A 17148-nucleotide genomic window follows, 5' to 3' on the forward strand; every position below is an offset into this window, starting at 1 on the left:
AGTTATCCACAGGCAAGTTGACGATTCTGTGGACAACAGCCCTCCGTTTTAAGGGGTATTGGATAAATTACCCATCAATTGGGCGACTTGAGGCAAGGGTGTCCAATGTCCTTTTGTGAACTTCCCGTTCGGCTGCCGCGGCGACGAAGGCCGCGACCCCCTCCGGCCCCACCAGGCCCTGAACGGCCCGCACCGTCCCGGCTGGTAGCGCCACCGGGCGCGGCTCGTCGCCCGTCGCCGGATGCGCGTCGGGTGCCAGATGGAGCTGGAGGTGACGGGTCGCCAGCAGGCGCATGGCGCGGGCCAGTTCGGCGTCCACCGTCTGCTGGGCGAGTGGCCGGAGTCGCCGCACCATCGTCGCCGCCTCGGTCGCGTCCGCGTCCGTCGGCGGCCGGTGCTCCAGATAGCGCGCGAAGACGTGCTCGGTCGTGAACTCCAGGAAACGGGCGGCGATGTGCTCCACCTGATCCCGAAGTTCCCGCAGATGCCCGGTGATTGCCGCGAGCGGGACTCCCGCCGCGTACAACTCCGCTGCCACGGCGAGTTCCTGGGGACTCGGTACGAGATACTCCTCCGTCTCCCGGTCCGGAAGCGGCTCCAGTACGCCGAGCTCGACGGCCTCCAGAATGGCGTCCTCGTCCGGCGTGCCGCCGAAGCGGGCGTCCAGCTCCGCGCGGGAGATCCGGTCCGCCTGCTCGTCCGTCCACGGCCCGTGGACCTCCGCGACCAGCCCGAGCACCCCGCCGAGTCCCCGGCCGGTGTCCCAGGCCTCCAGGAGCTCCTTGATCGAGGCCAGGGTGTAACCCCGGTCGAGGAGGTCGGCGATCTGCCGGAGCCGCGCGAGATGCGCGTCCCCGTACACGTTCGACCTGCCCCGCCGCTCCGGGCGGGGCAGCAGACCGCGGTCCTGGTAGGCGCGGATCGTCCGGACCGTGGCCCCGCTGTGATGGGCGAGATCCTCGATCCGGTACTCCGGCTGTGCTGACTGCTCGGACAAACCCGCTCCCACCGACCGCTCGCTCCACCCCGCGCCGCGGGGCCCCTCCTGCAGGGGATCGTACGACCGCAGCCCCGACCCGGCCCCCGCGCGTAGGACAGCAGGCCCGGCCCGGCCCGGCTCCCGCGCGTACGACCGGCGGCCCCGGCCCGGCCCCCGCTCCTACGGCCGGGACCGCGCCCCGGCCCGCCGCGCTCCCTTCCTACGCCGGCGGCTGCCACCGTGCGAAGGCCCGCAGCGTTCCCGGGCTCAGCCGGGACAGGAAGTGCGCGCCCTTGGCCTCGGGCGTCACCGGGACGACCGCGCGGTCGTGCAGGACCGCCCCCAGGATCGCGTCCGCGACCTTCTCCGGCGGGAAGTTCCGCAGGCCGTACAGCCGGGAGGCCTTCTTCTGGCGCCGCTTCTCCTCCGCCTCGTCCGTGACCCCGGCGAACCGCGCGGTCGCCGTGATGTTGGTGTTGACGATGCCGGGGCAGATCGCGGACACCCCGATGCCCTGGTCGGCCAGCTCGGCGCGCAGGCACTCGCTGAGCATCAGCACCGCCGCCTTCGACGTGCTGTACGCGGGCAGGGCACGGGAGGGCTGGAACGCCGCGGCGGACGCGGTGTTCACGATGTGGCCGCCCTGGCCGCGCGCGGTCATCTGGGCGCCGAAGACCCGGCACCCGTGGATCACGCCCCACAGATTGACGTCGAGGACCCGCTTCCACTCCTCGCTCGTCGTGTCGAAGAAGGAGCCGGTGAGTCCGATGCCGGCGTTGTTGACGAGGACGTCGACCGTTCCGTATTCGCTCGCCACCTTGGCGGCCAGCTTCTCCATCGCCTGTTCGTCGGCGACGTCGACGGTCTCGCCCCAGGCCTCGGGGGCGCCGATCAGCCGGGCCATCTCGGCCGTGCGGACCGCGCCCTCGGCGTCCCGGTCCACGGCCACGACCCGGGCACCGGCCTCGGCGAAGGCGAAGGCGGTGGCCCGTCCGATGCCGCTGGCCGCCCCGGTCACCAGGACGAGCTGGCCGCCGAACCGCTCCGCGTACTCCGGCTTCACCCCGCTCTTCGCCACCGTCTCCGCGACCGGCTTGGGCGCCTTGGCCGCCGGTTCCTCGTTGGTCCGGACGAACTCGCCGATCCAGGCGGACAGCTGGTCCGGCCGGGTGCGCGGCACCCAGTGCTTCGCAGGCAGCGTGCGCCGGGTCAGGTCCGGCACCCAGTCGCCCAGGTCGTCGTAGAGCCGCTCGGAGAGGAAGGCGTCACCGGTCGGCGTGATCAGCTGCACGGGCGCGTGCGCGTACGCGTCGGGGCGCGGCCTGCCGAGGCGGGCCCGGACGTTGTCCCGGTAGAGCCAGGCGCCGTGTGCCGCGTCGCTCGGCAGCGAAGGCGTCGGGTAGTCGCCGGCCGGGACCTTCTCGACACGTTCGAGGATCTTCGGCCAGCGCTTGCCGAGGGGGCCGCGCCAGGCGAGCTCCGGCAGCACGGGCGTGTGCAGCATGTACACGTACCAGGACTTGGCGCCCTGGCCGAGGAGCTGGCCGACCCGGCGCGGGGTGGGCCGGGCCATCCGCCGTTTGATCCAGTGCCCGAAGTGGTCGAGGGAAGGCCCCGACATCGAGGTGAAGGAGGCGATCCGGCCCTCGGTGCGCGCGACGGTGACGAACTCCCAGGACTGCACCGAGCCCCAGTCGTGGCCGACGAGGTGGACCGGCCGGTCCGGGCTGACGGCTTCGGCGACCGCGAGGAAGTCGTCCGTCAGCTTCTCCAGGGTGAAGCCGCCGCGCAGCGGAGCCGGTGCCGTCGAGCGGCCGTGGCCCCGGAGGTCGTAGAGGACGACGTGGAAGTCCTCGGCGAGCCGGGTGGCGACCTCGGACCACACCTCCTTGGAGTCCGGGTAGCCGTGCACGAGCAGGACGGTGGGCCGGTCGGTCTCGCCGAGCTCGGCGACACACAGCTCGATCCCGCCCGTACGGACCCAGCGCTCCCGTGCGCCCGCGAGCCCGGTCGTCGGTCCGCCGGCCACTGCCGCCGCCGGCTTCTTGAGCCCCGCCATCAGACCGCCCCCTCGTTCCAGCGCCGCACGTGCGGCAGATCGTCGTCCAGCCAGAATGCGCTCTGCTCCGGGTCCCGGGAGTCGGTGACGACCAGGATCTCCTCGAACTTCGCGCCCGTCCCCCGGAAACCGAGGTGCGGCTCGACCGCCCACAGGCCGGGCTTCGGCGGGTGGTCGGAGAACTTGTACGGCGACCAGAGCGGTGACCAGCCGTCCCGGTGGCCGTGCAGGGCGTCGCTCGCGAGGCCCTTGAGCGCCTGGGTGCCGAAGCCGAAGACCGTCGGCGACCAGCGGCGCTCCTTCACCCGGTCGATCTTGTGGGCGATGACGCCGAAGGGGTAGGCCCGGTGCCGGTTCGCGTACCCCTGGCGGACCATCAGCCGGTCCACGTCCTGGTAGATCTCGCGGAGCGTGCGGCGCTCGCGGACCTCGCGCAGGATCAGCTCGCGGTGGTCCTTGAGGTCGGCGAGCAGCTTGTCGTGCAGGGGGTTGAGGCCCAGGCAGCCGCTGTAGCCGATGTCGGCCGTGTGCCCCTTGTAGACCGGGGCCATGTCGAGGATGAACGGCATCCCCGCCTCAAGACGCCGGTTCGTCGGGAAGAACTGCAGCGGGATCTTGAAGTCGACGAAGGCGGTGCGGTCCCCGAACCATGCGAACGGCCGGTGGAACCAGTCCCGCACCCCCCGCTCGTACAGCCAATCGCGCTGCATCCGCGCCGCCTCGCGCTCGGTCACCCCCGGCTTGAGCTGCGCCGCGACGGCCTCCGCGCATTCGTAGGAGAGCCGCTGTACTTCCCTGAACCCCCGCAGCTCCGCGGAGAGTTCCCCTGTCACTGCTGAGGCCATGCCACCCGCCGTCCCGTGTGAGCGCCCGACTGCGCTACGCGTCCGTAACTTGACACCGATGAATGTGACAATGCCCGGCGGCTGCGTCAAGGGGTCGGACAGCGGCCTGTGGAAAAGCGGACGCCGACGCCGATCCCGAGCCTGTGGAAAAAGACTTTCGTCGCGACCGCCCCTACTGGCTTGTACTCCTCTGGTCGGACAAGGATCGAGCCGTTGGGCTGACGACTGCTGTGGCGCACACCACTACCGTCGAAGGCGTGACTGTGATCGCGACCGAAAGCCTCAGCAAGCGGTTCCCCCGGGTGACCGCTCTTGACCGGCTCTCCCTGGACATCGGACCCGGTGTGACCGGACTCGTGGGTGCCAACGGAGCCGGCAAGTCCACCATGATCAAAATCCTGCTCGGACTCTCCCCCGCCACGGAGGGCACCGCCCAGGTCCTGGGCATGGACGTCCGGACCTCCGGCGCCCAGATCCGTGAGCGCGTGGGATACATGCCCGAGCACGACTGCCTCCCGCCGGACGTCTCGGCCACCGAGTTCGTGGTCCACATGGCGCGGATGTCCGGGCTGCCCGCCACCGCCGCCCGTGAGCGGACCGCCGACACCCTTCGGCACGTCGGTCTGTACGAGGAGCGGTACCGCCCCATGGGCGGCTACTCGACGGGCATGAAGCAGCGCGTGAAACTCGCGCAGGCCCTGGTCCACGACCCGAAGCTGGTCCTCCTGGACGAGCCGACGAACGGTCTGGACCCGGTCGGCCGGGACGAGATGCTGGGACTGATCCGCCGGGTCTGGACCGACTTCGGCATCTCCGTCCTCGTCACGTCGCACCTCCTCGGCGAGCTGGAGCGCACCTGCGACCACGTCGTCGTCATCGACGGCGGCCGGCTCCTCCGCTCCAGCTCCACCAGCGACTTCACCCGGAGCACCACGACGCTCGCGGTCGAGGTCACCGACTCCGACACCCACCCCGACGGCACGGCGGCACTCCGCGCGGCCCTCTCCGGTGCGGGTGTCACCCTCCACGCGGGCGTGGAGGACGGCCTGCCCGGCGCCGGCCACATCCTTCTCCTGGAAGCCCCGGGCGAGGAGACGTACGACCTCGTGCGGGACACCGTCGCCGGTCTCGGCCTCGGTCTCGTCCGCATGGAGCAGCGCCGTCACCACATCGCCGAGGTCTTCCGCCCCGAGGCGTCCCCGCAGCACGAGGACCCGCAGCACGAGGAGGTGCCGGCCCGATGAGCACCCAGATCCCCCAGCCCTCCCAGGCCGCTCCCGACACGACCCGCATCCACAACATCGGCTACCGGTCCTACGACGGCCAGCGTCTCGGCCGGGCGTACGCGCGCAGGTCGCTGTTCTCGCAGTCGCTGCGCGGCGCGTACGGCCTGGGCCGCAGCGCCAAGTCCAAGGTGCTGCCGATGCTCCTCTTCGGTGTGATGTGCGTTCCCGCGCTGATCATCGTCGCGGTCGCGGTCGTCACCAAGCAGACCAAGCTGTCGATCGAGTACACGCAGTACGCGATCTTCCTCCAGGTCGTCATCGGCATCTACCTGGCCTCGCAGGCACCGCAGTCGGTCTCCCGCGACCTCCGCTTCAGGACCGTGCCGCTGTACTTCTCCCGGCCGATCGAGCGCGCGGACTACGTGCTCGCGAAGTTCGGCGCGATGGCCTCGGCGCTCTTCCTGCTGACCTCCGTCCCGCTGCTGATCCTCTGGATCGGCTCGCTGCTCGCCAAGATGGACTTCGGTACCCAGACGCAGATGTTCGGCCAGGGACTGCTCTCCGTGGCGCTGCTCTCGCTGCTGTTCGGCGGCATCGGGCTGGTCATGGCGGCGCTCACCCCGCGCCGCGGCTTCGGTGTCGCCGCCGTGATCGGCGCGCTGACCATCTCGTACGGCGCGGTCTCGACGCTCCAGGGCATCGCGTACGGCACGGACAACCTGGGCGCCATCTCCTGGCTCGGCCTCTTCTCGCCGATCACGCTCATCGACGGCGTGCAGACCGCCTTCCTCGGCGCGCCCTCCTCCTTCCCCGGAGGCGAGGGGCCGGGCGCCGGCACCGGCGCGGTCTATCTGCTGGTCGTCCTCGCGCTCATCGCCGGCTCGTACGGCATCCTGATGCGCCGCTACCGAAAGGTCGGGCTGTGACCACCCTCCACATCGACCACGTCTCCCGCTGGTTCGGAAACGTCGTGGCCGTGAACGACGTCACGATGACGGTGGGCCCGGGTGTCACCGGCCTTCTCGGGCCCAACGGCGCGGGAAAGTCCACCCTGATCAACATGATGGGCGGCTTCCTCGACCCCTCCACCGGCAGCGTCACCCTCGACGGGCAGAAGATCTGGGGCAGCGAGTCGGTCTACCGCGAGATCGGCGTCGTGCCCGAGCGGGAGGCGATGTACGACTTCCTCACCGGCCGCGAATTCGTCGTGGCCAACGCGGAGCTGCAGGGCCTCGGCGCAAAGGAGGCCCAGCAGGCCCTGGCCACGGTCGAGATGGAGTACGCGCAGGACCGCAAGATCTCCACGTACAGCAAGGGCATGCGGCAGCGCGTGAAGATGGCCTCGGCCCTCGTTCACGGCCCGTCCGTGCTCCTGCTCGACGAGCCGTTCAACGGCATGGACCCGCGCCAGCGCATGCAGCTGATGGAGCTGCTGCGGCAGATGGGTGCGGACGGCCGGACGGTGCTGTTCTCCTCGCACATCCTGGAGGAGGTCGAGCAGCTCGCCTCCCACATCGAGGTGATCGTGGCCGGGCGCCACGCGGCCTCCGGTGACTTCCGCAAGATCCGCCGGCTGATGACGGACCGGCCGCACCGCTACCTGGTCCGCTCCAGCGACGACCGGGCACTCGCCGCGGCGCTGATCGCCGACCCGTCCACGGCCGGGATCGAGGTCGACCACGCGGAGGGCGGACTGCGCATCCAGGCGGTGGACTTCGGACGGTTCACGGAACTGCTGCCGAAGGTCGCGCGCGAGCGGGGGATCCGTCTGCTGACGGTCTCGCCCTCGGACGAGTCCCTCGAATCGGTCTTCTCGTACCTCGTCGCGGCCTGAAAGGAGCCTGACCGATGTACAACCCCACAGTCGCCCGGCTCACCTACCGGGCCCTCCTCGGCCGCCGCCGGGCCTTGATCCTCTTCCTGCTGCCCGGCATGTTGCTGCTCATCGCGGCGGCGGTGCGCGCCTTCAACGGTGCGGACGACCAGGTCGCGGCCGATGTCCTCGGCGGCTTCGCGCTGGCCACGATGGTGCCGCTGATCGGTGTGATCGCCGGTACGGGCGCGATCGGACCCGAGATCGACGACGGCTCGATCGTCTATCTGCTGTCCAAGCCGGTGAAGCGACCCTCGATCATCTTCACGAAGCTGATCGTGGCGATCGCGGTGACGATGGTCTTCTCGGCGGTGCCGACGTTCATCGCCGGCTTCATCCTCAACGGCAACGGCCAGCAGGTCGCCGTGGCGTACACGGTGGCGGCGCTCGTGGCCTCCATCGCGTACAGCGCGCTGTTCCTGCTGCTCGGCACGATCAGCCGGCACGCGGTGGTCATCGGCCTGGTCTACGCCCTGGTGTGGGAGGCCCTGTTCGGCTCCCTGATCGCCGGCGCGCGGACCCTGAGCGTGCAGCAGTGGGCGCTCGCCCTCGCGCAGAAGGTCACCGGCGACGGCCTGGTCACCTCCGAGGTCGGCCTCACGACGGCGGTGGTGCTCCTCGCCGCGGTCACGGTCGCGGCGACCTGGTTCGCCGGCCACAAGCTCGGCAAGCTGACCCTGGCGGGCGAGGAGTAGACCGGAGAAGCAGGAGACGCGGTACGGCTCCGAGGATCACCGTCCCGGCCCCGGGAGCCCCACCCCGGAGCCGCACCGCAGCCCCCACCCTTCACACCGCCCGGTCCCGGGCGGCGAGCAGTCCCACGGCGAGGGCCGCCGCGCAGACGCCGAGGACCCCGCAGATCGGCAGGGTCCAGGAGCCGGTGGCCTGGTGCAGCGCGCCGGCCGCGAGCGGACCCGCGGCGGCGAGCAGATAGCCGACCGTCTGGGCCATCCCGGACAGCCGGGCCGCGGTCACCGCGTCCCCGGAGCGGAGCACGATCAGGGTCAGGGCGAGACCGACAGCACCGCCCTGGCCGACTCCGAGCACTGCCGACCAGAGCCAGGCACCCTCCACCGGCGCCACCATCAGACCGGCGTAACCGGCCGCGACCAGCGTGGTGACCAGCACGATCAGCGGACGCTGGCTCCGCATCCGGCCGGCGAGCAGCGGCACCACGAAGGCGCCGGCGACCTGGATCAGGTTGTTGAAGGCGAAGACGACACCGGCCGTGGAGCGGCTCATCCCGTGGTCGGTGAAGATCGTCGGCATCCAGGCGATCAGCACGTACGACCACAGCGACTGCAGGCCCATGAAGAGCGTGACCTGCCAGGCCAGCGCCGAGCGCCAGACGCTCACCGGGCGGCCGCCGGCGGCCGGGACGGCCCGTACCTCATGGCCCGTCCGGCCCCGGGCGATCAGCACCTGGGGCAGCCAGGCGACCGCGGCGACGACGGCGAGCAGCGACCAGGAGCCGAGCGAGCCCTCCCAGCCACCGCCGAGCGCCTTCTCCAGCGGCACGGCGGCCGCCGCCGCGACCGTCGCACCGGCGATCATCGCGCCCGTGTAGACCGAGGTCATCGCCGCGGCCCGGTCCGGGAAGTCACGCTTGATCAGGCCCGGCATCAGCACATTGAGCAGGGCGATCGCGGTGCCGACGAGGAGGCCGCCGCCGTACAGCGCGTACACGGAGGGCAGTACGCGCGCGAGGATGCCGACGGCGAGCAGCAGCAGGGCCGCGAACAGGACGCGTTCGGCACCGAAGCGGCGTCCCAGCCAGGGCGCGACCAGTGCGCCCACGCCGAGGAACAGCACGGGCACCGAGGTGACGAGCGAACTCGCCGTCGCGGAGAGCCCGAAGGCTTCGGATATCTCGCCGACCAGGGGCGCCACGCTCGCGAGCGCGGCCCGCATGTTCAGCGAGGCCAGCACGATGCCGATCAGGAGCAGCGACGGATGCGCGAGCAGTGCCTGCCGGGCCGCCGCCCCCGCCGCCGACCCCCGGACCCCGGCCTCGGCGTCGACGAGCACGGGCGCGGACCCCGGTACGGGTACGGGCGCGGTGAAACCCGTACCGGGGTCCGCACCCGTACCCGTACGTGTCTCCGCGCCCATCAGGAGTTCTCCGTCAGCGTCGCGACGGTCTCCATCGGGACCCGCAGCAGCTCGCGGGCCTGCCGCTCCGCGGCCTCCGGGTCGGCCGCCTCGATCGCCGCCACCAGGGCCTCGTGGGCGTCTATGTCGACCGGCGGCATCTCCCGGTCGCCGAGGGCCTCCACGAGCACCTCGTGGACCTGGGCGGAGAAGAACCGGTAGACCTCGACGAAGGCCGCGTTGTGGGTGGCGCCGACGACCGCCAGGTGGAAGGCGAGGTCGGCGTCCGCGTCCCGGTCGCCCTCCTCGCGCAGGGTGGTCAGGGCCGCCCGGAGCCGCAGCAGGTCGTGGGTGTCCCGCCGGGTCGCCGCGAGCCGGGCGGCCTCGGCCTCCAGGGCCACCCGGAGTTCGAGGACGTCGCCCGCGCCCGCGTGCCGCATCCCGCGCAGCACGGCCGCCGGATCGGCGGTCGACCTGACGAAGGTGCCGTTGCCCTGACGGGATTCGAGGAGCCCCGCGTGGACCAGGACGCGGACCGCCTCCCGGACGGTGTTGCGGCCCACGCCGAGCTGTTGCGCGAGCTCGTGCTCGGTCGGGATGCGGTCGCCGACCGCCCACTCGCCGTCCGCGAGCTGCGTCCGCAGCTGGTCCACGACGGAGTCCACCAGCGAGGTCCGCCCCGCCGCCCTGAGTGCCATGCCGTTCCGACCTCTCCATTTGCCCGGTTGCCCAGTCATCCTACAACTGACCGTGTGGGGGACACCGGACTACTGTGGGCCCGTACGCGGACCGAACACCCTCACCACCCTCGGGAGTCAGTCATGTCAGACCGCTTCGACGTCGTCGTACTCGGAGCTGGCCCCGGCGGCTACGTCGCCGCCATCCGCGCCGCCCAGCTGGGCAAGCGGGTCGCGGTCGTCGAGGAGAAGTACTGGGGCGGTGTCTGCCTGAACGTCGGCTGCATCCCCACCAAGGCACTGCTGCGCAACGCCGAACTGGCCCACATCTTCAATCACGAGGCCAAGACCTTCGGCATCAAGGTGGACGGCACCGTCTCCTTCGACTACGGCGAGGCCTTCAGCCGCAGCCGTTCGGTCGCGGACGGCCGCGTCAAGGGCGTCCACTTCCTCATGAAGAAGAACGGGATCACCGAGTTCGACGGCCGGGGCACCTTCCTCGACGCGAACACCCTCCAGGTCGCCAAGTCCGACGGCACCTCGGAGACGATCACCTTCGACAACTGCATCATCGCCACCGGCGCCACCCCGCGCCTGCTCCCGGGCACCGCCCGCAGCGAGCGCGTCGTCTCGTACGAGGAGCAGATCCTCGCCGCGGACGCGCCGAAGTCGATCATCATCGCCGGCGCCGGCGCGATCGGCATCGAGTTCGCGTACGTCCTCAGCAACTACGGCACCAAGGTCACGATCGTCGAGTTCCTCGACCGGATCGCGCCGCTGGAGGACGAAGAGGTCTCCAAGGAGCTGGCGAGGCAGTACCGCAAGCTCGGCATCGACGTCCTGACCTCGACCCGCGTCGAGGCCATCGACGAGTCCGGCCCGCAGGTCCGCGTCACCGTCACCGGCAAGGACGGCGTCCAGAAGGTCCTGGAGGCCGACAAGGTCCTCCAGGCCATCGGCTTCGCCCCGAACGTCACCGGCTACGGCCTGGAGGCCACCGGCGTCGCCCTGACCGAGCGCGGCGCGATCGACGTCGACGGCCGCTGCCGCACCTCCGTGCCGCACATCTACGCCATCGGTGACGTCACCGCGAAGCTGATGCTCGCGCACACCGCCGAGGCCATGGGTGTCATCGCCGCCGAGACCATCGGTGACGCCGAGACCATGGAGCTCGACTACCCGATGATCCCGCGCGCGACCTACTGCCAGCCGCAGATCGCCAGCTTCGGCTGGACCGAGGCGCAGGCCCGCGAGAAGGGCTACGACGTCAAGGTCGCCAAGTTCCCCTTCGTGGCGAACGGCAAGGCGCACGGCCTCGGCGACACCACCGGCTTCGTCAAGATCATCGCCGACGGCACCCACGGCGAGATCATCGGCGCCCACCTGATCGGCCCCGACGTCACCGAGCTGCTCCCCGAGCTGACCCTGGCGCAGCAGTGGGACCTCACCGTCCACGAGGTCGCGCGGAACGTCCACGCGCACCCGACGCTGGGCGAGGCCGTGAAGGAAGCCATCCACGGCATTGCCGGACACATGATCAATTTCTGAGGTTTCTCCCAGCTCGGGGTGATAGGCACGGATATGTGCCTCCCGAGAGCTCCCCGGGTGGCGAACCGTCCCGACCGATCAGGTCGTGGGTGCGTTCGTCACCCGGTACGCATCTGTGGCTGGCGATCATCGCGATCACCAGCCTCGTCATCGCGCTGTCCCCCGAGGGCCTTGAGACCTACCTCCTGCACCGCAACAGCAGCAATCTCCATCAGCTGGCCCACCACCCGCTGCGGGCCCTGCTCGGCAGCGCGTTCTGGATCGAGGATCCGGCCGACCTCCTGCTGTACGCGGCGCTCTTCGAGCTGATCCACGCGCCCGTGGAACGCTGGCTCGGCACACCGAAATGGCTCTTCGTCGTCGCCACGGCCCACATCGCGGCGACCCTGATCAGCCAGCAGGTCGTCCTGGTGGCCATCCGCCTCCACGACGTGCCGCGCAGCATGGCGCACGTCGTCGACATCGGCGTCAGCTACGGCCTCGCCGCCTCGGCGGGCATCCTCACCTACCGGCTGCCCGGTCCCTGGCGCTGGCTCTACCTCGCCGGAGTGGCGGCCTTCTTCGTCGTCCCGCTGCTCGCCGACCGCACGTACACCGACCTCGGGCACGCGATCTCGCTGGCGATCGGCCTGGCCTGCTACCCGCTCACCCGCGGAAAACCAGTCGCCCCCGAACAGGGCTCCGGAGCACACTAGTTGTGCGGGGGGAACGGGGGATCCCCCGAAGGGGGCGGCCGCTTCGAGCGCGCGGACCTGTCCGTGCGGGCCGCTCCCTCCCGAAACGACGAAGGCCCGCTCCCCTCAGGGGGAGCGGGCCTTCGTCACGGTTGTCGAGGGTTCTCGAAGCCGTTCTCGACCCCTTCTTGAAGCGGGTCGCGAATTCTTGAAGCGGGTCCCGAAACGTCAGGCCGACAGCAGGCGTTCCAGGACGACCGCGATGCCGTCCTCCTCGTTGGAGGCCGTGGTCTCGTCCGCCACCGCGCGCAGTTCCTCGTGGGCGTTGCCCATGGCCACGCCGTGGGCCGCCCAGCCGAACATCGGGATGTCGTTCGGCATGTCGCCGAAGGCGATCGTCTCCGCCGCCTTCACGCCCAGTCGGCGTGCCGCGAGCGAGAGACCGGTCGCCTTGCTCAGGCCGAGCGGAAGGATCTCCACGATCCCGGGCCCGGCCATGACGACGTCCACGAGACCGCCGACCGTCTCACGGGCGGCCCGGGTCAGCTCGTCGTCCGTCAGCGTCGGGTGTTGGAGGTAGAGCTTGGTCAGCGGCGCCGCCCAGAGCTCCGCCGGGTCCTCGTACGGGACGTACGGCAGCGGCCCCTCGTGGACCTGGTAGCCGGGGCCCATCAGGACCTCGCCCTCCAGGCCGTCGCGGCTGGCGGCCAGCGCGAGCGGGCCCACCTCCGCCTCGATCTTGGAGAGCGCGAGCCCGGCGAGCTGCCGGTCCAGGGTCAGCGAGGTGAGCAGCCGGTGCTCACCCGCGTGGTAGACCTGCGCACCCTGCCCGCACACCGCGATCCCCTCGTAGCCGAGGTCGTCCAGGATGTGCCGGGTCCAGGGCACCGCCCGGCCGGTGACGACGATGTGCGCGGCGCCCGCCTCCGTGACGGCGGCGAGCGCGTCCCGCGTGCGGGCCGAGACGGACTCGTCGGCACGCAGCAGCGTGCCGTCGAGATCCGTCGCGACCAGGCGGTAGGGGAAGGGGCTCACTTGGTGATCGGCTCCAGGACCTCACGGCCGCCGAGGTAGGGCCGCAGGATCTCGGGCACCCGCACGGAACCGTCGGGCAGCTGGTGGTTCTCCAGGATCGCCACGATGGTGCGCGGTACGGCGCACAGCGTGCCGTTCAGGGTGGCCAGCGGCTGGACGGTCTTCTTGCCGCCCTGCTCGTCGCGCATGCGGACGGAGAGCCGGCGGGCCTGGAAGCTGTCGCAGTTGGAGGCCGAGGTCAGCTCGCGGTACTTGCCCTGGGTCGGGATCCACGCCTCGCAGTCGAACTTGCGGGAGGCGGAGGAGCCGAGGTCACCGGTGGCGACGTCGATCACCTGGAACGGCAGCTCCAGAGCGGTCAGCCACTGCTTCTCCCAGTCGAGGAGCCGCTTGTGCTCGGCCTCGGCGTCCTCCGGAGCGACGTACGAGAACATCTCGACCTTGTCGAACTGGTGGACGCGGAAGATGCCGCGGGTGTCCTTGCCGTACGTGCCGGCCTCGCGGCGGAAGCAGGGCGAGAAGCCCGCGTACCGCAGCGGCAGCTTGTCCGCGTCGATGATCTCGTCCATGTGGTACGCCGCGAGGGGCACCTCGGACGTGCCGACGAGGTAGTAGTCGTCCTTCTCCAGGTGGTACACGTTCTCCGCGGCCTGGCCGAGGAAGCCGGTGCCCTCCATGGCGCGCGGACGGACCAGCGCCGGGGTCAGCATGGGAATGAAGCCGGCCTCGGTGGCCTGGGCGATCGCCGCGTTGACCAGGGCGAGCTCCAGGAGGGCGCCCACGCCGGTCAGGTAGTAGAAGCGCGAGCCGGAGACCTTGGCGCCCCGCTCGACGTCGATGGCGCCGAGCGCCTCGCCCAGCTCCAGGTGGTCCTTGGGCTCGAAGCCCTCGGCCGCGAAGTCGCGGATGGTGCCGTGCGTCTCCAGGACGACGAAGTCCTCCTCGCCGCCGACCGGGACGTCCGTGTGGACGATGTTCCCGAGCTGGAGCAGCAGCTGCTTGGCCGTCTCGTCGGCCTCGTTCTGCTCGGCCTCGGCGGCCTTGACGTCGGTCTTGAGCTGCTCGGCCTTCTGGAGGAGCTCGGCGCGCTCCTCCGGGGTGGCCCTGGGGATCAGCTTGCCGAGCGCCTTCTGCTCGGATCGGAGCTCGTCGAAGCGGACGCCGGACGACCTGCGCCTTTCATCGGCGGAGAGCAGGGCGTCGACGAGCGCGACGTCCTCTCCACGGGCGCGCTGGGAGGCGCGAACACGGTCGGGGTCCTCACGGAGCAGGCGAAGGTCAATCACCCCACCAGGCTACCGTCGCGCGTTCGCCCGCCCCCACCGGATAACGTCACGCGTGTTGTCACGCGGGCTGTTTCGCCCGAATTGATACCCGTGGAAATGCCGGGAGCCGGGCCTTCGCATTCAGTTATCCACAGGCTGTGCGGAAGATCTGTGGACTACGGGGAAGGTCCCGTGGATTTCCCGTCCCGCGCCTGGGAATTCCGTGATCAAACGTCATTGAGGCACTCATTTGGGTGGGAATTACTCGCTCCAAAGAGTTGGTCGGGCGAGCCGTGCTGACGAGGGCTTCTTCCGCGCGCTGTGGACAGCTGGGTGGTGCCGAGGAGTGGCTAGGGCGATTTGTCGACCTTGTCGGGGCGAGCTGTCGACTTGTCCCCAGGTCGAACGTGGAGCCTGTGGATAACCGCTGTGGGTAACTGAAAAATGTGCAGGTAGGACTAGTGGTTCGCACCTGTGGACGAACGCTCCCGTCGCCGGGAGCGTTCGGTCACCATCGGGTCAGGCCCGACCGTCCTGGGCCCTCGCCAGCCAGTCGGAGGCCGACATGAACTCCCCGTCCGAGGTGCCGCGCCGCAGCGCCGCCACGTCCTCGACCGCGACGCCCGCCCTCGGGTACGAGCCGAGGAAGCGCACCTTGGGGCAGATCCGCTTGAGGCCCATCAGCGCCTCGCCCACCCGCCGGTCCGAGATATGGCCCTCGGCGTCCACGGCGAAGCAGTAGTTCCCGATCCCCGCCCCCGTGGGCCGGGACTGGATCAGCATCAGGTTCACCCCGCGCACCGCGAACTCCTGGAGCAGTTCGAGAAGGGCACCCGGATGATCGTCACCCAGCCACAGCACCACCGAGGTCTTGTCGGCGCCGGTCGGAGCCGCCGGCCGGGCCGGCCTGCCCACCAGGACGAACCGGGTCTCGGCGTTCTCCGCGTCGTGGATCTCGGTGACCAGCGCTTCGAGACCGTACGTCGCCGCCGCGAACTCCCCCGCGAAGGCGGCGTCGAAGCGGCCCTCCTGCACCAGCCGGGCCCCGTCCGCGTTGGACGCGGCCGACTCCCACAGCGCCTCGGGCAGATGCGCCCGCAGCCAGTTCCTGACCTGCGGCTGGGCCACCGGATGGCCCGTCACCGTCTTGATGTCCGACAGCTTGGTCCCGGGCCGGACGAGCAGCGCGAAGGCGATCGGCAGCAGCACCTCGCGGTAGATCATCAACGGCTCGCCGGAGGCCAGCTCGTCCAGGGTCGCGGTCACCCCGCCCTCGACCGAGTTCTCGATCGGGACGAGCGCGGCGGCGGCCTCCCCGTTCCGTACGGCGTCGAGCGCGGCCGGGACCGAGACCATGGGGACGAGTTCCCTCGTCGCGGCCTCGGGCAGCGTACGCAGCGCGGCCTCCGTGAAGGTGCCCTCGGGGCCGAGATACGTGTACCGGGTGGCGGACATACCGTCACCCTAATGGGCCCCGGAGCCACGGGCCGCCCGTCCGGTGGGACATCTACGTCCGTGCGGCGCCCGCTCGGGGAGACGCGAATGTCGGCGGGCCGCCCGCTCGCGGAGACACGGATGTCCGCGGGCCGCCCGCCCCGGGGATCACGACTCCAGGAGCCGCTGCCCCACGTACTCGCCCTCGGCGGGACCACCCGGCACCGCGAAGAGGCCGCTGGCCTCGTGCCGGATGAACGCGGACAGCGCGTCGCCCCGGTCGAGCTTGCGCTGCACGGGCACGAAGCCCCGCAGCGGGTCGGCCTGCCAGCAGACGAAGAGCAGACCGGCGTCCGGCGTCCCGTCGGGAGCGATCCCGTCGTGGAAGGAGAACGGCCTGCGCAGCATCGCCGCCCCGCCGTTCTGTTCGGGGGCGGAGATCCGGGAGTGCGCGTTGTCCGGGATCACCGTCTCCCCGTCGGGACCGCGCTTGTTCAGGTCGAGCTCGGTGCTCTCCGTACCACCGGTGAGCGGGGCCCCGTCGGACTTGCGGCGCCCGATCACCTTCTCCTGCCGGTCGAGCGGCAGCTTCTCCCAGTTGTCGAGCAGCATCCGGATCCGGCGCACCACCGCGTACGAGCCGTCGGCCATCCACTCCTCCGCGCCGCCGGCTCCGGACGGGACGAAGATCCGCCGGTCGAAGTCGGGGTCGGTGACCTTCGGATTGCCCGTGCCGTCGATCTGGCCCATCAGATTGCGTGCGGTCATCGGCTTGGCGGTGGCACCGGCCGAGCGGTTGAAGCCGTTCATCTGCCAGCGCACCCGGGCCGCGTCGCCCGCGTCCTTCTGTACGGCGCGCAGCGCGTGGAAGGCGACGAGCGCGTCGTCGGCGCCGATCTGCACCCACAGATCGCCCTCCGAACGCCGGGCGTCCAGGGCGTCGGCGGAGAAGGCGGGCAGCGGGTCGAGCCCGGAGGGGCGGCGCGCGACGAGTCCGGTGCGGTCGAAGAACGTACGGCCGAAGCCGAAGGTGACCGTGAGCGACGAGGGGCCCGCGTCGAGCGCGATGCCGGTGTCCTCGGCCGGGGCCTTGCCCGACATCAGCGCCTCCGCCGTCACCGACCAGCGGCGCAGCAGGGCGATCGCCTCCTTGCGACCGGCGCCCGGGGCGAGGTCGAAGGCGATCAGATGACCATGGGACTGCGAGGGCGTGGTGATGCCCGCCTGATGTTTCCCGTGAAACATCACCTCGGTCGAACCGACCGTGGTCAGCAGCGGGGTGCCGTCGGTGCCGGCCCCGTCGGTGGTGCCGCTGTCCGACCCGGCCGTGGTGACGCCGACGCCGCCTGCGGCGCCGATGAGGAGTCCGGCCGCGCCGGCCGCGCCGACGGTGCCGAGCAGTCGTCGCCGGGAGATCTCAAGGGTGTCGTTCTCGGTCAAGG

General features: G+C 70.8%; 15 protein-coding genes. 6 read left to right on the plus strand and 9 right to left on the minus strand.

All coding sequences use genetic code 11. From position 1 onward, the window contains the following. Positions 1 to 67: 67 nt before the first annotated feature. The 3 genes from OG514_RS13380 to OG514_RS13390 form a co-directional block, all read right to left on the minus strand. Complete coding sequence (locus OG514_RS13380; RefSeq protein WP_266894222.1) at positions 68 to 997, minus strand: MerR family transcriptional regulator; 930 nt, start codon at positions 995 to 997, stop codon at positions 68 to 70. 202 nt (positions 998 to 1199) lie between these two features. Beyond that, a complete protein-coding gene (locus OG514_RS13385) occupies positions 1200 to 3038 on the minus strand; it encodes an SDR family oxidoreductase (protein WP_266894224.1) in 1839 nt (612 codons plus the stop codon). After that, complete coding sequence (locus tag OG514_RS13390; RefSeq protein WP_266894226.1) at positions 3038 to 3883, minus strand: M24 family metallopeptidase; 846 nt, start codon at positions 3881 to 3883, stop codon at positions 3038 to 3040. Before OG514_RS13390 ends, OG514_RS13385 begins: the two co-directional genes overlap by 1 nt. Positions 3884 to 4146: 263 nt before the next feature. Between OG514_RS13390 and OG514_RS13395 the strand changes: the two genes are divergently transcribed. The 4 genes from OG514_RS13395 to OG514_RS13410 are packed head-to-tail and all read left to right on the plus strand — an operon-like array spanning position 4147 to position 7677. Further along, entirely contained in the window at positions 4147 to 5127 is a 981-nt protein-coding gene (locus tag OG514_RS13395; protein ID WP_266900844.1) for an ABC transporter ATP-binding protein, read from the plus strand. Then, positions 5124 to 6035, plus strand: a complete 912-nt coding sequence (locus OG514_RS13400) for an ABC transporter permease (protein ID WP_266894228.1) — start codon at positions 5124 to 5126, stop codon at positions 6033 to 6035. Before OG514_RS13395 ends, OG514_RS13400 begins: the two co-directional genes overlap by 4 nt. Next, complete coding sequence (locus tag OG514_RS13405; protein ID WP_266894230.1) at positions 6032 to 6943, plus strand: ABC transporter ATP-binding protein; 912 nt, start codon at positions 6032 to 6034, stop codon at positions 6941 to 6943. The genes OG514_RS13400 and OG514_RS13405 overlap by 4 nt, the downstream gene beginning before the upstream one ends. A 14-nt stretch (positions 6944 to 6957) precedes the next feature. Next, positions 6958 to 7677, plus strand: a complete 720-nt coding sequence (locus OG514_RS13410; RefSeq protein WP_266894232.1) for an ABC transporter permease — start codon at positions 6958 to 6960, stop codon at positions 7675 to 7677. A 91-nt stretch (positions 7678 to 7768) separates the two neighbouring features. Here the strand turns inward: OG514_RS13410 and OG514_RS13415 are convergent, their stop codons facing one another. Both OG514_RS13415 and OG514_RS13420 read right to left on the minus strand, forming a co-directional pair. Then, on the minus strand, positions 7769 to 9094 hold the full coding sequence (locus tag OG514_RS13415; protein WP_266894234.1) for an MFS transporter: 1326 nt from the start codon (positions 9092 to 9094) through the stop codon (positions 7769 to 7771). Then, the gene (locus OG514_RS13420) at positions 9094 to 9771 is read right to left on the minus strand and encodes a FadR/GntR family transcriptional regulator (protein ID WP_266894235.1); all 678 of its coding nucleotides are present in this window, start codon (positions 9769 to 9771) and stop codon (positions 9094 to 9096) included. Before OG514_RS13420 ends, OG514_RS13415 begins: the two co-directional genes overlap by 1 nt. A gap of 123 nt (positions 9772 to 9894) precedes the next feature. Here OG514_RS13420 and lpdA point away from each other — a divergent pair, with 123 nt between their 5' ends. Both lpdA and OG514_RS13430 read left to right on the plus strand, forming a co-directional pair. After that, the gene (lpdA, locus tag OG514_RS13425) at positions 9895 to 11298 is read left to right on the plus strand and encodes a dihydrolipoyl dehydrogenase (RefSeq protein WP_266894236.1); all 1404 of its coding nucleotides are present in this window, start codon (positions 9895 to 9897) and stop codon (positions 11296 to 11298) included. Between the two features lie 35 nt (positions 11299 to 11333). Then, entirely contained in the window at positions 11334 to 11993 is a 660-nt protein-coding gene (locus OG514_RS13430; RefSeq protein WP_266894238.1) for a rhomboid-like protein, read from the plus strand. A gap of 207 nt (positions 11994 to 12200) precedes the next feature. Here the strand turns inward: OG514_RS13430 and OG514_RS13435 are convergent, their stop codons facing one another. The 4 genes from OG514_RS13435 to efeB form a co-directional block, all read right to left on the minus strand. Then, on the minus strand, positions 12201 to 13007 hold the full coding sequence (locus OG514_RS13435; RefSeq protein WP_266894240.1) for an HAD family hydrolase: 807 nt from the start codon (positions 13005 to 13007) through the stop codon (positions 12201 to 12203). Next, complete coding sequence (gene serS, locus OG514_RS13440) at positions 13004 to 14293, minus strand: serine--tRNA ligase (RefSeq protein WP_266894242.1); 1290 nt, start codon at positions 14291 to 14293, stop codon at positions 13004 to 13006. Before serS ends, OG514_RS13435 begins: the two co-directional genes overlap by 4 nt. Positions 14294 to 14791: 498 nt before the next feature. After that, positions 14792 to 15727 carry a prephenate dehydratase gene (gene pheA, locus OG514_RS13445; protein ID WP_266894244.1) on the minus strand — a complete coding sequence of 312 codons (936 nt, stop codon included), beginning with the start codon at positions 15725 to 15727 and terminating at the stop codon, positions 14792 to 14794. Between the two features lie 147 nt (positions 15728 to 15874). Then, on the minus strand, positions 15875 to 17146 hold the full coding sequence (efeB, locus tag OG514_RS13450; protein ID WP_266894246.1) for an iron uptake transporter deferrochelatase/peroxidase subunit: 1272 nt from the start codon (positions 17144 to 17146) through the stop codon (positions 15875 to 15877). Positions 17147 to 17148 lie beyond the last annotated feature (2 nt).

The sequence above is a fragment of the Streptomyces sp. NBC_00572 genome, from assembly GCF_026341815.1.
Taxonomy (GTDB): Bacteria; Actinomycetota; Actinomycetes; order Streptomycetales; family Streptomycetaceae; genus Streptomyces.

Coding starts and splice junctions, on each gene's coding strand:
- OG514_RS13400 (WP_266894228.1), top strand. CDS start 5,124: ATGAGCACCCAGATCCCCCAGCCCTCCCAGGCCGCTCCCGACACGACC.
- lpdA (WP_266894236.1), top strand. CDS start 9,895: ATGTCAGACCGCTTCGACGTCGTCGTACTCGGAGCTGGCCCCGGCGGC.
- OG514_RS13390 (WP_266894226.1), bottom strand. CDS start 3,883: ATGGCCTCAGCAGTGACAGGGGAACTCTCCGCGGAGCTGCGGGGGTTC.
- OG514_RS13385 (WP_266894224.1), bottom strand. CDS start 3,038: ATGGCGGGGCTCAAGAAGCCGGCGGCGGCAGTGGCCGGCGGACCGACG.
- OG514_RS13415 (WP_266894234.1), bottom strand. CDS start 9,094: ATGGGCGCGGAGACACGTACGGGTACGGGTGCGGACCCCGGTACGGGT.
- OG514_RS13420 (WP_266894235.1), bottom strand. CDS start 9,771: ATGGCACTCAGGGCGGCGGGGCGGACCTCGCTGGTGGACTCCGTCGTG.
- OG514_RS13410 (WP_266894232.1), top strand. CDS start 6,958: ATGTACAACCCCACAGTCGCCCGGCTCACCTACCGGGCCCTCCTCGGC.
- pheA (WP_266894244.1), bottom strand. CDS start 15,727: ATGTCCGCCACCCGGTACACGTATCTCGGCCCCGAGGGCACCTTCACG.